Origin of the sequence: Rhizobium anhuiense bv. trifolii (assembly GCF_024346605.1) — a bacterium.
In the GTDB taxonomy this organism is placed as follows: Bacteria; Pseudomonadota; Alphaproteobacteria; order Rhizobiales; family Rhizobiaceae; genus Rhizobium; species Rhizobium anhuiense.
In genome coordinates this window covers 686,040-700,811 of sequence record NZ_CP098804.1, presented here as the reverse complement: position 1 = coordinate 700,811, position 14,772 = coordinate 686,040, and the positions used below count along the sequence as shown (strand labels likewise).

Sequence of the window (14,772 nt, the reverse complement as noted above, 5' to 3'; positions counted from 1 at the left end):
ACCGTCACCCCCGGCCAGCGGCTCGAGCTTCGCGACCTTCACTGTCGCGACGCGCTGAAACGCTCCGGCCGAAACTCCGCCAGCAGTGGATGGCGGCGCCCAGTGACGATTTCGTCCGCCAGCAATTCGCCGGCAATCAGGCCGAGGGTGGCGCCGCTATGGCTGAAGGCAACGAAATAACCAGGGATTGACGAGAGCTCGCCGAAGACCGGCTCGCCATCGCCCGGGATGGGCTTCGGCCCGACTCCATAATCTTCGATCTCCAGTCGCGGATTGCCTTCGAGAACCCTTGAGGCCTCGCGCAGCAGCCCGTCCAGCGTCGATTGCCTGACTTCGTAGCTGCCGTCAGGCTTCACGCTCACCTCTTCCTCGGACCAGGCGGAATCGAGCGCAAAGCCGCCGCTGGGCGTCGGCCGAATGGCAATGCGGGGGGTATTGAGTACGGCCTTCAGCGGGTGGCGGATCGGTTTGGTCCTGACGAGAAGGGCGACAGGCGTTGCATCCTCGATAAGCTGGCCGGCCTCGGCCACGATTGCGGGAACATCGCCGCCCGCAGCAAGCAGCACGGCATCCGCATCGCGGCGTATGCCGTCGGCCGTGATCACGCCGCAGGCCCGCCCGCCTTCGACATCGACCGTCGCGCGCCCGGCATCGGTAATGATCTCACCGCCCAGCGAGCGGAACTCTTCCGCGAGTGTGGCGATCAAGGACGGAAGATCGATCCAGCCCTCCCCGGGGTTGAAGATCGCGCCTTGCGGCGTCACGGCGCTTGCGTCGACACCTGGCGTCGTCCCGGCAATTCCTTCCCGGGCGAGCCATTGCGCGTGATAGCCGCGATCGCGCTCATAGTCGAAGATCTCGGCGATCTCGTTGCCGGCATCGTCCGCATCCCATGTCAGGCCGCCGTCGAAACGCAGCCACGGCGCATTGGGATATCGGGCGGCCAGGGTGCGATAGCGATCTATGCCGGCCAAACGCAGCCGGTGATAGGCATCGGAGCGTTTACGCGCCGAGTTGAGCCAGGCAAGCGAACGGCCGGAGGCACCGTTGGCAAGCGGGCCGTCATTGACGAGCACGGTGCGGACCCCGAGCCGCGCCAGATGAACGGCCGTCGAGACGCCAAAGATCCCGCCGCCGATGACGATGACCTTCACGGGTTTGGTGGAAGCATTCATGTCGATAACCTTGTTTCCTGCTCTTTCTACATCGGGTGAAAAATCCGGTGCATCCGGCGTGCGGAAGACCGGCGCCCATGCCTTGCCTCGGGCGCTTTACAGGACCTCGGCAAGGAAGCGCTTCAATCGCTCACTTTGGGGATTGTCGAATATCTGCTCCGGGCAGCCGGCTTCGACGATGCGGCCCTCATCCATGAAGACGACCTGGTCAGCCACCCTGCGGGCAAATCCCATCTCGTGCGTCACCACGGCCATCGTCATGCCCTGGCGGCCGAGAGCGGCCATCAGGTCGAGAACGCCCTTCACCAGTTCGGGATCGAGCGCACTGGTTACTTCGTCGAACAGGATGAGTTCCGGATCCATGGCAAGCGCACGCGCGATGGCGACGCGCTGCTGCTGCCCGCCCGATAGACCTGCCGGGCGATGATCCTTGCGCTCTGCGAGACCGACCTCGGCCAAACGCGCCTCGGCGATGCGTCGCGCCTCCTGTCTCGGCATCTTTTTGATCTTCGTCAGCGAAAGCATGACGTTTTCAAACGCCGTGTGATCGGGAAACAGGTTGAAGTGCTGGAACACCATGCCGACACGCCGGCGCAGCCTCTCCGGCTTCATCGCCAGGATGCTTTCGCCATCGAGCAGGATGTCACCGCCTTTCGGTTCGACAAGCCTGTTCATGCAGCGCAACAGCGTCGATTTTCCCGAGCCGGAGGGGCCGATGATGCAGGTGACGGTCCCGGCGGCAATGTCGAGATCGACCCCCTTCAGGACGTCGAGATGGCCATAGGCCATGGTCAGGTCCCGGATATTGAGGGCCCCACCCTTGAAGCGCGGTTCCATCTCCTCGACAGATTTGGCCGCGGACTGCGGTCCGGCAGCGGCCTGCAACTCGCTCACCTCGAGCAGCCCACTTGCCGTGCCGGGGCCGTGGCCTTGTTTTCCCAGGCGCAGTCGCGCATCGATATAATTGACGAAGTGGGTCAGCGGCACGGTGATGACAAGGTAGAAAACACCCGCTAGCAGCAGCGGCGACAGATTACCTGTGACGACGGCCTGATCCTGCCCGACACGGAAGATCTCCCGCTCGGAGGCGAGCAATCCGAGGAAATAGACAAGGCTGGAATCCTTGACGTTTCCGATGAACTGGTTGACCAGCGCCGGCAGAACGCGCCTGATGCCCTGCGGGATGACGATCAGGCGCATGCCCTGCCCGTAGCTCATACTGAGCGCCCGACAGGCTTCCATCTGACCGCGCTCGACGCTTTGGATCCCCGACCGGAAGATTTCGCCGATATAAGCACCGGCGATCAGGCTGAGCGCCAGGATGCCGAGCGGAAATGGCGACGGACCGAAGATCTCCCGGCCGATCCGGGCAAAACCCTGACCGATGATCAGGATCGTGACGATCGCCGGCAGCCCGCGGAAAACATCGGTATAGAGGCGTGCCGGCAGCCGCAGCCAGCGGGACTGCGAGATGCCCATCACGGCAAGAACCATGCCGATGACGACGCCGAGCACGGTCGAGGCAGCGGCCAGGATCAATGTGTTTTTCAGGCCGACGCTGATCATGCTCGGCAGCACTTCCGCCATGGCATCCCAGTCGAGGAAGCTGCGGCGCAGATTTTCAAGCCAGTTCATCGAGATCCCCATTGGAGCCCTTGCCGGGCACGCTGCCGCTCGCAGGCTGCGATCGGCAGCGCCATTTGTCAGCCGTCCGCTCTGAACGGCCGGCCTGCGGCCTTACTTCTTGGGAAGATACTGGTCCGGCATGGGCGAGCCGGGAAACCACTTTTCATAAAGGGACTTCCAGGTGCCATCCTGCATCGCGTCGTGAAGCGCGCCGTTCAGCGCCGTCCGAAAGGCATCATTTCCCTTCTTGACTACGAAGCCCGCCGGCGCATCGAAGGACGGGATGTTTACAGCAACCTTCAGCGCGGGATAGCGCTCGCCATATTGCTTGGCGGCCTCGTAGTCGAGAAAGTGCGCATCGATCGTTCCGTTGTTGAGGGCGGCCACGGCGGAATTGTTGTCGGGGAATTTCACCAGATCGGTCTCACCGAAATTCTTGGCCGCATAGACTTCCTGCAAGGTCCCCTGCACGACGCCGAGACGCTTGCCCTTGAGGCCACTGGCATCCTTGATGGCGGCATCCGCAGTCAAGACAGAGAGATAACCGGCAAGATAGCCGTCGGAAAAGTCGACCGTCTTCTTGCGGGCTTCGGTGGTTCCGATCGCCGCAACGGCAACATCGAACCGTTCGTTAGCGACCGACGGCAGAAGGGCTGAAAATTCCTGGCCCGTGAACGTCACCTTGTCCTTTGGAAAACCGAGGCGGGAGACGACGTTGAGAAACAACTCGATATCGAAACCCGTGAACTGGCCGTCCGCCGTCGCAAACGTATAGGGCTTGGAATCGCCCATCGTGCCAACGCTGATCACCCCGGGCTCGATTAGCTTATAGGGATTGTCAGCCGCCGCCGCGGATCCTGCACCCACTGCAAGAAGGCATGTCAAAAGGCCGGCCCGCAATGGGGCGAGGGTGGCCGCAAATGATTCAAAAGGCTTCATGTTCGTTCTCCGCTCTGAAAGGAATGCTCTTGTCGGCATTGTCGCGTCGCCCCGCCCCCGTCGCATAGTGCGGCAGAGTCTTCTGGACAAGACACCGGTCTCCTGTATAAAGAGACCGGTCTCACAACATATTTGATATCCGTCAATTGACCGGCCGTCAACAACTCTTGTAGTCCTCGGCTTATGGAAGATTCCGCTCATTCGAAACGTTCAGTCACGGTCGCCGATGTCGCGAAGGCCGCAAAGGTCTCGAAGGCGACGGCCGCCCGCGTGCTCGGCGGCTACGGCGTGGTCAGCGCCAAGATCACGGATCAGGTCATGGCGTCGGCAGCCGCGCTCGAATACCGCCCGAACGAGCTCGCCCGGAGCATGAGCACCGGAAGATCCGGCATCATCGGGGTCGTGGTCGGCGATATCGAGAACGCTTTCTTCAGCCTGGCGGTGCGCGGCATCAGCGATGCTGCCCGGCTTGCGGGCTTCAACGTCATCATCGCGAATTCGGGCGAACAGCTGGATGCGGAAAAATCGGCCGTCGACCTTCTGATCGGCAAACGCGTCGATGGCCTGATCGTCACGCCCGCTCGCTGCGACAACATCGATCACCTCCGAGATATCCGCCGCGCCGGCGTGCCGCTGGTCCTGTTCGACCGGGCCATTCCGGAACTCGATGTCGACGCCGTGACCGGGGACGACCAGGATGCGGCAGTCACCGCGACCCGGTATCTGATCGGGCAAGGGCATCGCCGCCTCGCTTACGTCTCCGCCATGGATGCCGAAGGCGGCGGGCTCACCGATGTCGGGCGAATATCGAATTCCGCCGTGCGCGAACGCGTGGAAGGCTTCGTGAGCGTCCTGACCGAGGCGGGCCTGCCGAACCCTCTTCATTATGTCAGGCTCGGCGCCACCGACCAGCAACAGACGGACGGCGTGATCAAACGCCTGGTCTCGGAGGGATCATCGCCAACTGCACTCTTGGCATCCGACAGCCTCGTCGGCTTGCGCATCTTCAAGTCGCTGCAGTCGCTCGGCCTGTCAATCCCGAGCGACGTGTCGATGATCTGCTTCCTGGATGCCGACTGGACCAGCGTCACCGTTCCACCGATCACCATCATCGACCAGCGCGTCTACGAGATGGGCAAGCTCGCGAGCGAACGTCTGGTCGCCCGCATCGAACGCACGCCTCTTGCCGTCGAACGTCTGCGCGTCAGTACGCGCCTTGTCGTACGCGGCTCCGTCGCGACGATCGGCCGGTGAGACCGCAGATCCAGGCGGAATCAATCGGTCGCACAGCAGCATTGTGATCGGCCGTGTTGTATCGATGGCCACCGATTTGTTATTGCATATAGTTCCTGTTGTCTTTGCCTGGCCTACGTTATTTAATACTGAAAATACTCGTCATGGGATTTTCAGAAAGATCATGCTCCAGTCAAATGAGGTTTCATCTGAGCTGATAGATTTGATCTATGGAAGTCTCTTCGGTGAGTGCAACTGGCAAGATTTTCTGGATCGAGTTGCGCAAACTTCGCCCAATGGAAAAGCTGCACTCCATTACCACGATCTGGCCTCGCCTATTGCTCATGTTCCTTACGTATCGGGCTTCTCGAGGACCGAGGTCGACCAGTTCAGCAGCCACTTTGCCTCGGTGAACCCTTGGATTCCGAGATTGAGCGTCGTGCCCGTCGGCCAGGGTGTCTGTGGAGACGAAATCTTTCCACGCAAAGACTTGCTCAAATCGGAATTCTACAACGATTGGCTGAAGGGGCAGGCCGGCTGCGAGACCAGCATCGGTGTCTCCATCATCCGGGAGGAAACCCGCACCTTCGTTCTGTCGACCTGCACGTCGTCGGCAGACCCCGATTTCAACAAAGCGGCAACCGGGCGCTACACGATCCTCGCGCCGCATTTGAAAAGGGCTTTCGACTTCATTCGGAAGCGCGATCTGCTGGCACCGGAAAAACAGGCAACGCAAACCCTGTTTGATAGTATCGGCGCCGGACTGATCTACGTTTCCGAGCAAGGGCGAGCACGCCAATGGAATAGGAGTGCGGAAGCGTTCGTGGAAGCTGGCTTCCCTGTGCATATCGCGCCGGATGGCAGGCTCGCACTTCAATGCGAGACATCAGCTGCCGTTCTCGATTTCCTGACGTCCAGAAAGGGTGTGCAAACAAAGCCGCATACGGCGATTGTAAAGGGGAAGAACAAGGCCAATTACCGCATCACCCTCGTCCGACTGCAGTCCGACGCGTTCACCGAATTCCTGGAGGGGCCGACCGTGGCCGTGATCATCGAGCCGATGATCACGACACCATTCAATGAGCGGCGAGACTTCCTGATGGAAACATACAAACTGACTGCGACGGAAATCCGGATCGCATCCAGCATTGCCTCAGGCCGTTCTCCAAAGGAAGTGGCCGTAGCCGATCACATCAGCTACGAAACTGTCCGGACTCATCTCAGAAACATTTATTCCAAGCTCGGGGTCAATTCCCAGGTTGGTTTGGTGGCCCTGCTCATGCGCTGAGCATCGACGCGGCGGTCAGTTCGAGCAGAAAACCAACCCGTTTAGATCTTTGTTTTCATGCATGTCGTTGCCCAAAACCGCTGCACGCTTTTTGGGCGACATGCATCAATCGTAGAGCTCACCACGACCGATCTGTGCCCTGGCAGGTTCATCGCTGATGGCGGGATCGTCGGCCGGATCGGGATCTCTCTTGTTGGCGTCGCTCAGAAACTGCGCAGCCTTCAGGAGCGCTGAGGTTATCTCTTCGGTGCCCCATCCGGCTTCATTGGCGGCTGCAATCAGCCTTTCCAAAGCCTCGCGCGCAGCGGCGGTCGCCTCTTCGAAGCGCTGCGCAGGAGCTTCGGCCTTCGGTGGTGGAAAGGTCATCGGCATTCCCTCCATGGATTGGCTGTTGGAGATGAACGCAGCCCGCGCGAAATGGATGCATAACCGCGCTGATTTAACAAGCGAACACCCGCGGCGCGACAAGGGCCGACGACGCCTCTGCGTCAGATCACCGTCTGCAACAGAAACGGAGAGCGCTCCAATGGCTGCTGGGCGAGGATCCGCAGCATGGCGGGACCTTGTATGCCTGACGTCGTGCACGAGCGACCGTCGTGATAGACCACCGTCATCACGCGGCTGAGACTATTGTACCTGATCTCTGCGATCGTGCGCGTGTGAACCGGAAAGATAAATTCGTGGGGCTGTGATTTTCGCCCCGAAGTCTTCAAGGTCATTGCGACGCCCCCGCGAAACAATAGCATTTTGGCCCGACCGTGCCTTAACCCGAGCCTAACGACGCCTATCAAGCACATATTGCTGCGACGGTCGCGTGACATCGGCGTGACACGCAGAATCGACATTCCCAACTCAAAACCGACTTCGTGACACGTCAGTTGCAAAAGCGGCGATCAGCCGTCAATGCAATGTCCTGCGGATCTCGTGTGCAAGAACCGGCTGCGGCCAGCCTTCGACCGTGCGTGCCAGCGATCGAACAGCTTCGTCCATGTTGAAAACCATGTCCCCGAGCCGCTCGATCTCATAATCGAGCTCGTAGACCTCGACTTCGTCAAGACCTTTGCTCTGGAGCAGTCGCCTCATTGCTTCGATAAGCCGCTCAGTCCGCCCAACGATATCAAGAGCGCTTCGGATAATAATATCGACCATGCACATCCCCTCGCTTCGATAACGGAGCGTCGGCCATAATCGCGATGCTGACAATCCTGAAATCTTGTCAGACGCGGCCTCGGATCGTGTCGTAGAGAGTACTCGACTGACGCCGCGCTTAGTCGTCGTCGAGCGAAAAGACCGGCCGGTAGTGGCGCTCGGCGATCAGCAAGCTCCGGTCGGGCCGGATGATGTAGATCTCCTCGACCTGGCGTCCCCATTGATCTGTGAAGGTATGCGGGAAGGAAGAGCCGACGGGCGACTTCGTCAACTTCGTGCGCGGTTGACCATTATAGGTGATGCTGCCGGGAATGGGGGCCAGCCCCGCCGACGAATAATTGCCTGCGCCGGTGGTGCAGCCTGTCAGCACAACGGCAAGTATCAACCCAAATCCTATGCTCCGCTTCATCGAGCCCTCCAACTGCTTCGTCCTTCACGCAGCACTCGTCTTATCGTCAATGTAACAGGGGACGATAGACATTGTTCCAGAATCGGTCGGAGCACACGCAGTCGTCCATCCCTCGTGTTGGCGTTGAATTTTTCAGAAAAAGGCGGCATTAAAAATTCATTCAAAGCGTGGCAGTGATTTAACTCTTGGATGGAACGCTGTTTACCCATGCGAGTAGTTCCTGGAGCTATCCTTCTGGCTGTCGCGACGATATTGGCCGCACCGGTCTTCACACGTGCCGAACCGGTGAAATCCACGGATGTTTCCACGGTCATTCTCTCCGTTTCACCACGGACAGTTCGTTGGGCCACCGTCTACAAACATCCGGATCCCGCCGGTCACGATCCCTATTACCATGTGGAGGTGATCGAGAAGGAGCAAGGTTCGCCGCCATGGCAATTCAAACGGCTTGCCGCACATCTTGTCGTAACGGCAGACGCTTTGGACAGGAGCCGTCTGAGACAAAAGGCCAAGACCTATTTTTACAAGGACCTCGAATTCCGGATCGCCCACCGAGCCTGGCGCACACAACCTCTCATCCAGCGGGGCACCGGGGTTTGCCGCACGACAATTCTTGAATGCGTCGGGGCTGCAGGCAATAGGCGCCCATAATGCGTGTGGATACGGTGAAGGCATGGCCGTATCAATGCGGGAGGATGAACGAAAGGAACGTTCGGCGATGCTAGCAAGAGCAGCGGGATATGCAGGGGCGGCAATCGCCGCTCTGTGGGCGGCCCGTCAACTAAACCGAATTTATTCATTCCCCGAACCGCTTGATGCTGAACTCATGAATGTTGCGAGAAATTTTGGCATTTTCATTCTGCCAGCGCTCGTTCTGCTGTTGGCAGGACCGTTCAGGATGTGGTTCGACAGATTTGCGCCGCTTTATCCCTTGGTGCTCGGCGCCGGCGTCCTCAACATCTATCTGCAGAATGATGCGCTTGCCGCCGGTCTGCCGATCATCGTGCTCGTTTATCCCTTTCTGGTAATCTTTGCGCTCGCCTATCTGTTGCGCGGCCGAGTGCCGCGGGCTTAGAAAAGCCGGAACCCCCATTCCGGTGCATCTGACAACAACAAATGCCGACCCATATTTCCGGTTTGGCATCCGAATTCAAAGGGTTGCAAGAATCGAAGAAATACACTTTATGTGTGATAATGAATCGCCAAACTACCCCTGCTAGAGAAAATGCTGCCGCCCACGGCCGGCGTAGGGATGGCCATTTTTCGTCAGCCCTGGGGTTGCGGCTGATCCGAACCTTATCGCCCCCCAATTAGCTTACCTGATCACCAGGACATGCATTCGCCTCTCCGTTCTCAGCGTGGGAGAGACACGTCCGGATAATGTTCACAAACCTCGCATCTACTTTCTCCATAAGGACATCTCGATGAAGCCCATACGCAATCTCCACATGATGATGGCAAGCGCCGCATTCCTGACGCTCGCCGGCCCGGCGCTTGCCCTTGATGGCGCCGACATGATGAAGAAGCTCAATGCCGCAACCAGTGCCGGCGGTACGGTCATCACTTTTGAGAAGGCGGATGTCGACGGCGACACGGTAACGGCGACAGGCGTCCAGGTGGGATATGCGAACCTGCCCGGCGACACGCTGAAAATCGGCGACCTCACCTTCGAGGGCGTCGAGGAAACCGAAGGCGGCGGCTACTACGCCAAGGGCGTCTCTTTCCCGGATATCGATATGAGCCAGGAGGAAGGTCGTTTTTCCGCAAAGGACATCCTGATCGTCGGCCTCACGATCCCCGCCAATGCATCAGGCGACACGCTGAACGATATCCTCCTCTATGAAACCGTCAGCACCGGCCCAATCGCTTTCAACATCAAGGGCAAGGACGTGCTTGCTATCGAGAGTATCGAGTCAAACCTCGGACGCCAGGACGGCGGCTTTGCCTATGACGCCAATGTCGCCGGCATCAAAGCCGACCTGTCGCAGGTCGAGGAGGCGAGCGCGAAGGAGGCCATCGCGAAGCTCGGGTTGACGACGCTCGACGGCACCGTGACGATGAAGGGAAACTGGGAGATCGAAAACGGCAAGGTCGCTGTCGACGAATATGCCTTCGATTTCAAGAATATCGGCCGGCTGAATTTCGCCGTCGACTTCTCCGGTTACACGCTGGGCTTCATCAAATCGCTGCAGCAGGCGGTGAAAACCGCCGAGGCCAATCCGAACAAGGAAGAGGCCAACCAGGCCGCCGGCCTTGCGATGTTGGGGCTGATGCAGCAGCTGACGTTCAACAGCGCTTCGATCCGCTTCGACGATGCCTCGATCACCAAGAAGGCACTTGACTATGCTGGCTCGCAGCAGGGCGTCACGGGCGATCAACTGGCGCAATCGCTGAAAGGTCTTGTGCCGATGATGATGGCACAGCTCAACCTACCCGAGCTGCAAAACCAGGTGTCGGCCGCCGTCAACACCTATCTCGACGGTCCGAAAAATCTGACGATCAGCGCCGCGCCGGAAAAGCCGGTTCCCTTTCCGATGATCATGGGTGCTGCCATGGGTGCACCGAACACCATTCCCTCGGTGCTCGGCGTCAAGGTCACCGCGAACGACTAGAGCAATTCCAGCAAAAGGGCGTCGCAGTTTTGCGTCCGGACTTGCGTGAAAACAAAGAGATAGAGCATTTCCGTGATTCGGAAAAAAACGGAAATGCTCTAGGATCTTTGCTCTAGGATCTTTGCAGGGCGCTTCACGAACGCCGGCTGCCGGAGGCGGGTTATCTGCCAACCTGCCTCTGGATCAGCCCCTTCAGGAATTGCTCTAGAACTCGTCGCTGCGACGCTTCACGGCGTGCTTCAGAGCTACCATATGCCTTCGCCGCTCCAGCACATAATCGGCATATCCGACGCAGATGAACAGCAATGTCGGGCCGGCGTATATGATGATCAGCGCCAATGCGATAAGGATGAATGCGGTCGTCATGGTCGTATTTTCCATCAATATTAGGCGCGCCGCATCTGGAGCGGCGAAACGGACGGAGCCTCGTCTCGACGATCCCTGTCCTTATTCCTTCAAAATTCGCCGGCCTGCTATTCGTTCCCTTCCCGATCGATTTCCATTCGTTTGGGATGCCCGATCGAGCGACAATGACGAAGCTGACGGCTCGCCCCAACCTCGATCAGTCCCGTGGCCGTTCCTCCCGCATTGCCGCCGTCACGCTCTTGAGTAGCGGGCTCGACATCAGATCCCCGAGCAAAAACGATAGCTTCGGCTTCCAGTTCGGATAGCTGTCACTGGTGCCGGGAACATTGGTCGGTCTCTTCTCGTCGGTAAGGTCGGCGAGACGGACCACGGCGAGAAGCGAGGGTGTCCTGGCGATGAAGCGATAGGCGCTCACGGTCAATTCTCTCAGCGTCCGCTCGCTTGCTTTCGCGCGCGCGAGGCGGGCCGGCAGATCGAGGCCGGCGAGCTTGAAGGCGGCCTTCAGGTTTCTCCGTTCTCGCTTGCGGTATTCGCGATGTTTTTCGGTGAGATCGGCCGGCACGATGCCGTGGTCGGAGCGGGCCTGAATGTCGGCGCCACGCCACCAGCCGGCAAGCGTCTGATGGTCGTGGGTCGAAATGCAGGCCAAAGCGAGGACGGGATAGACGTCCGCCGGCTTGAAACCCTGTTCGTCCTGTTCATAGGAAAGAATGCGATAGGAGAGAATGTGGGCCGCCGCCAGATCCTCCTGCAATCCCTTGGGGATCAGCCCCAAATCTTCTCCAATGACCAGGCAGCGATGTTCTGCGGATAGCTCGGCGAGGATCTGCAAAAGCCGATCCTCGGGATAGCGGACAAAGGCGCCTTTGTCCGGCCTGCTGCCTAATGGCACCAGGAAGAGGCGGCGAAGCGCTGCGGCGTGGTCGATGCGAATGGCGCCCGCATATCGCATGGCAGCGCTCACCATCCGCCGGTAAGGCGACATTTCTCCTGAAGCGATTGCCGAAGGCAGGTATCCGGCGAGGTGCCAGTCCTGCCCGTCCACGGCGAAGGGATCGGGCGGGCTGCCAATTGTGGCCTTCGAGACATAGATGTCAGGCTCGCTCCATGTCGCCGAACCGTCGACCGCCTCGCCGACGGCCAGATCGAGATAGAGCCCGATCCGCAGGCCGGCCTTCCCAGCCCGGTCCGCCGCCTGCGTTAGCTGCCGATGGGCGAGCCATTGCAGCCACATGTGGAAGCGGACATCGTCCGCATGCCCACGCTCGAATTCGGCGACAGCGGCGCTGTCGAAGTGCTGGAAGTCTGCCGGCCAGCTTTGCCAGCCGGCGCCCGAGCCGCGCTCGACCATGGAAAAGGAGAGGCATTCGAAAAGCGCGTGAAGGCGCAGGCTGTCGCCGCCTTGCGCAACAAAAGCGTCGAAATCGGCCGGGTCGTATGTTTTGTCACTGACGCGGCGCTGTCGCCAGGCCGGCCAGAGATTGCGAAGGGCCTCGAGCTTGATCTCTGCTACTCCGACGTAATCGACGAGATCGGTTTGGCGAAGGCTTGCCAATTGCCGTTCGAGTTCCGGACTACAGACAAAACCCGGCAATCGGTCGACCGCGATATAGAGCGGGTTGAGATGCTGGCGGCTCGAGGGCTCATAGGGGCTGCAACGCTCGGGATCCGCGAGAAACGGCGCGTGAAGCGGGGTGAGGCCGATGAAATCGGCGCCCAGCGATCCCATGAGATCCGCCATATCGGCCAGATCCTCGAAGTCTCCTATGCCCCAGTTGCGTGCCGAACGGAGCTCGTAAAGCTGCAGGCTCACACCCCAGACCCGCGTAGCGGAAAGGAAATCCGGCAGAAATGACGTGGGAATCTTCCTGCGTGCCGGCCTAGGCTCCCGCCGCGGCGCGCCGGCCTCGTGATCGACTGCTCCCGTCACGTCGATCTTCAATGCCGAGAGGATCTTCCGCTTGGTCTCGCCCGATACCGTCACCTCCCGGTTGTCCGGACTGGGCCTGGTCGGGCTGATGCCGTGCCGGCGAGCGAGCTTGTCGAGCTCAGCGGATTTCATCGTTCGATCGCCTTCCTGTCAGCCCGCCCTCACGCTTCGCTGATGCTCCACATCACCGTCCAAGGCGCGAGATTATCGCCGTCGCTGCCGCCGAGACGGAAGATCGTCTCAGCGTCGTCCTGCTGCAAGGAGAGCGGCACCGCCTCGTTGCCGAGATTGGCGCGCAGATGAAGACGCCGGTTTTGCGCCAGGGTCCAATCCACCGCGAGCGCGCTTCCGGCTGAGCGATAGACCGCCTTTCCGGCGCCGGCGCCTTTCAGCAAGGGCACGATCCTTCGGTGCCGGAGCCCGAGAAGCGTCCTGTAAAAATCAAGAACATCGGAGGAAGCGCATTTCGACCAATCCAGCTTGGCGGCGGCAAAGGTCGATGGCGCCGTCGGGTCGAGAAGATCGTCTGCGTCGAAGCCCGGCAGACGCGACAGCTCCTCGCGGCGGCCTCTTCTGACCTTCTCGTTCAGATGCTCGTCGAAATCGCAGAAGAAGGGGAAAGGCTCTCTGGCGCCCCATTCCTCGCCCATGAACAGCATCGGGATCTCGGGCGCCAGCAGGTAGATTGAAGTAACGGCCTTGACGGCATCCGCCGGGCTCGAAGCCAGAATCCGGTCCCCCAGCGCCCTGTTGCCGATCTGGTCGTGGTTCTGGATGAAGGAGATGAAAGCGGTGGGCGGCAGGTGACCGCTCGGCCTGCCGCGGCTTCCGCCGCGATAGGGCATATGCTCTCCCTGAAACACGAAGCCTTCCGCCAGCGCCCGGCCGAGCTTGCCGGGGTCTTCGGCATAATCGGCATAATAGCCGAAGGTTTCGCCCGTGGCGGTGATGTGCAGCACATGGTGCACGTCGTCGTTCCATTGTGCGGTGAAGAGGCTCGCCTCGCCGTTTTCGTCACGCGACAACAACTCGCTGTCGTTTTCCTCGTTTTCGACGATCAGGTGAATATGCCGACCGACCGCCGCCGCCCTGACGCGGCGGGCAAGCGCGTGAAGCAGATGCTCGGCGCTGTCGTCCTTGATGGCATGGACGGCATCGAAGCGGAAACCATCGAGCCTGAATTCGGTGATCCAGTAGAGGGCATTCTGAATGATGAATTCACGGATCATCGCCGATCCGTCGCCGTCGTAATTGACGCCGTGGCCCCAGGGCGTCTTGTGGTGGTCGGTAAAGAGCGGCGCGTAGGAAGGGATAAAATTGCCGTCCGGTCCGAAGTGATTGTAGACCACATCCAGGAAAACCGAGATGCCGCGCGCATGCGCTGCGTCCACCAGCGCCATGAAATCTTCCGGACGGCCATAACTGTTGTCCGGAGCGTAAGGAAGCACGCCGTCATAGCCCCAGCCGTAGCGGCCCGGGAATTCGCCGACCGGCATGATTTGCAACGCCGTGACGCCCAATTGTTGCAGATGGTCGAGACGCTCGATCGCCGTCCTGAAACTGCCCCCAGGCGTGAAGCAGCCTATATGCATCTCATAGATGACCATCTCCTCCCAGGGGCGGCCCGCCCAGGCATCCGTCTTCCAGCGATAGGTGGCAAGGTCGATCACTTCGCTCGGACCGTGCGCATCCTGCGGCTGAAACCGCGAGGCGGGGTCCGGAACTTCGGAGCCGTCCGGCAGGACAAAGCGATAAAGCGTACCGGCATGGGCTTGCGCGACGGTGCAGCGGTGCCAGCCATCCTCAGCTGCCTGCATTGGGCGCAGGCCAGCGCCTTCGAGTTTCAGCGACACGCTTTCATGCAAGGGAGCCCAGAGGCGAAACAGAATGCCCTCTTCGGTGAATGCGGGGCCGAACGTCATTTTGGTCAAGGGAAAGCCTTCGATGAAATTGGGATGGGATTTGGGTAACTTTTGCCGGAGCAAAAAGTTTCGTCCGCAAGCGGACGCACGAAAGCGGCCGCTGTCACCAGGATGGCCGGGCCG

15 protein-coding genes are annotated in these 14,772 nt (G+C 59.9%); 5 read left to right on the top strand and 10 right to left on the bottom strand.

Annotation, left to right across the window (positions count from 1 at the left end; genetic code table 11):
* Window positions 1-38 precede the first annotated feature (38 nt).
* The 3 genes from NE851_RS34915 to NE851_RS34900 form a co-directional block, all read right to left on the bottom strand.
* On the bottom strand, window positions 39-1,175 hold the full coding sequence (locus NE851_RS34915; protein ID WP_029868063.1) for an NAD(P)/FAD-dependent oxidoreductase: 1,137 nt from the start codon (window positions 1,173-1,175) through the stop codon (window positions 39-41).
* A 96-nt stretch (window positions 1,176-1,271) separates the two neighbouring features.
* Window positions 1,272-2,810, bottom strand: a complete 1,539-nt coding sequence (locus NE851_RS35220; protein ID WP_028757529.1) for an amino acid ABC transporter permease/ATP-binding protein — start codon at window positions 2,808-2,810, stop codon at window positions 1,272-1,274.
* Between the two features lie 102 nt (window positions 2,811-2,912).
* Window positions 2,913-3,740, bottom strand: a complete 828-nt coding sequence (locus NE851_RS34900; RefSeq protein ID WP_028757530.1) for an ABC transporter substrate-binding protein — start codon at window positions 3,738-3,740, stop codon at window positions 2,913-2,915.
* A gap of 183 nt (window positions 3,741-3,923) precedes the next feature.
* On the opposite strand from NE851_RS34900, the gene NE851_RS34895 reads away from it, so the two are divergent.
* Together NE851_RS34895 and NE851_RS34890 are read left to right on the top strand one after the other, a co-directional pair.
* Window positions 3,924-4,994 carry a LacI family DNA-binding transcriptional regulator gene (locus NE851_RS34895; protein WP_097543755.1) on the top strand — a complete coding sequence of 357 codons (1,071 nt, stop codon included), beginning with the start codon at window positions 3,924-3,926 and terminating at the stop codon, window positions 4,992-4,994.
* A gap of 163 nt (window positions 4,995-5,157) precedes the next feature.
* Complete coding sequence (locus NE851_RS34890; RefSeq protein WP_097543754.1) at window positions 5,158-6,261, top strand: helix-turn-helix transcriptional regulator; 1,104 nt, start codon at window positions 5,158-5,160, stop codon at window positions 6,259-6,261.
* Between the two features lie 105 nt (window positions 6,262-6,366).
* Here NE851_RS34890 and NE851_RS34885 read toward each other — a convergent pair whose 3' ends face one another.
* The 4 genes from NE851_RS34885 to NE851_RS34870 all read right to left on the bottom strand — a co-directional run bounded on the left by NE851_RS34885 (window position 6,367) and on the right by NE851_RS34870 (window position 7,819).
* Window positions 6,367-6,627 (bottom strand): hypothetical protein, encoded by a 261-nt coding sequence (locus NE851_RS34885; protein ID WP_029868066.1) that lies wholly within the window; start codon window positions 6,625-6,627, stop codon window positions 6,367-6,369.
* A 122-nt stretch (window positions 6,628-6,749) separates the two neighbouring features.
* A complete protein-coding gene (locus tag NE851_RS34880; RefSeq protein WP_028757534.1) occupies window positions 6,750-6,980 on the bottom strand; it encodes a hypothetical protein in 231 nt (76 codons plus the stop codon).
* 181 nt (window positions 6,981-7,161) lie between these two features.
* Complete coding sequence (locus NE851_RS34875) at window positions 7,162-7,410, bottom strand: hypothetical protein (RefSeq protein ID WP_097543809.1); 249 nt, start codon at window positions 7,408-7,410, stop codon at window positions 7,162-7,164.
* Between the two features lie 118 nt (window positions 7,411-7,528).
* Window positions 7,529-7,819 (bottom strand): hypothetical protein, encoded by a 291-nt coding sequence (locus NE851_RS34870; RefSeq protein ID WP_029868068.1) that lies wholly within the window; start codon window positions 7,817-7,819, stop codon window positions 7,529-7,531.
* Window positions 7,820-8,008: 189 nt separating this feature from the next.
* On the opposite strand from NE851_RS34870, the gene NE851_RS34865 reads away from it, so the two are divergent.
* The 3 genes from NE851_RS34865 to NE851_RS34855 all read left to right on the top strand — a co-directional run bounded on the left by NE851_RS34865 (window position 8,009) and on the right by NE851_RS34855 (window position 10,431).
* A complete protein-coding gene (locus NE851_RS34865; protein ID WP_308422537.1) occupies window positions 8,009-8,470 on the top strand; it encodes a DUF5086 family protein in 462 nt (153 codons plus the stop codon).
* Window positions 8,471-8,717: 247 nt separating this feature from the next.
* Window positions 8,718-8,894, top strand: coding sequence for a hypothetical protein (locus tag NE851_RS34860; RefSeq protein ID WP_245433417.1), 177 nt, complete (start codon window positions 8,718-8,720; stop codon window positions 8,892-8,894).
* Window positions 8,895-9,243: 349 nt separating this feature from the next.
* A complete protein-coding gene (locus tag NE851_RS34855) occupies window positions 9,244-10,431 on the top strand; it encodes an aq_1923 C-terminal domain (protein WP_097543752.1) in 1,188 nt (395 codons plus the stop codon).
* A 204-nt stretch (window positions 10,432-10,635) separates the two neighbouring features.
* On the opposite strand, the gene NE851_RS34850 is transcribed toward NE851_RS34855, so the two are convergent.
* The 3 genes from NE851_RS34850 to treZ all read right to left on the bottom strand — a co-directional run bounded on the left by NE851_RS34850 (window position 10,636) and on the right by treZ (window position 14,658).
* Complete coding sequence (locus tag NE851_RS34850; protein WP_164735950.1) at window positions 10,636-10,797, bottom strand: hypothetical protein; 162 nt, start codon at window positions 10,795-10,797, stop codon at window positions 10,636-10,638.
* Between the two features lie 196 nt (window positions 10,798-10,993).
* Complete coding sequence (gene malQ / locus NE851_RS34845) at window positions 10,994-12,859, bottom strand: 4-alpha-glucanotransferase (RefSeq protein WP_097543751.1); 1,866 nt, start codon at window positions 12,857-12,859, stop codon at window positions 10,994-10,996.
* A gap of 29 nt (window positions 12,860-12,888) precedes the next feature.
* Entirely contained in the window at window positions 12,889-14,658 is a 1,770-nt protein-coding gene (gene treZ / locus NE851_RS34840; RefSeq protein WP_097543808.1) for a malto-oligosyltrehalose trehalohydrolase, read from the bottom strand.
* Between the last annotated feature and the right edge of the window lie 114 nt (window positions 14,659-14,772).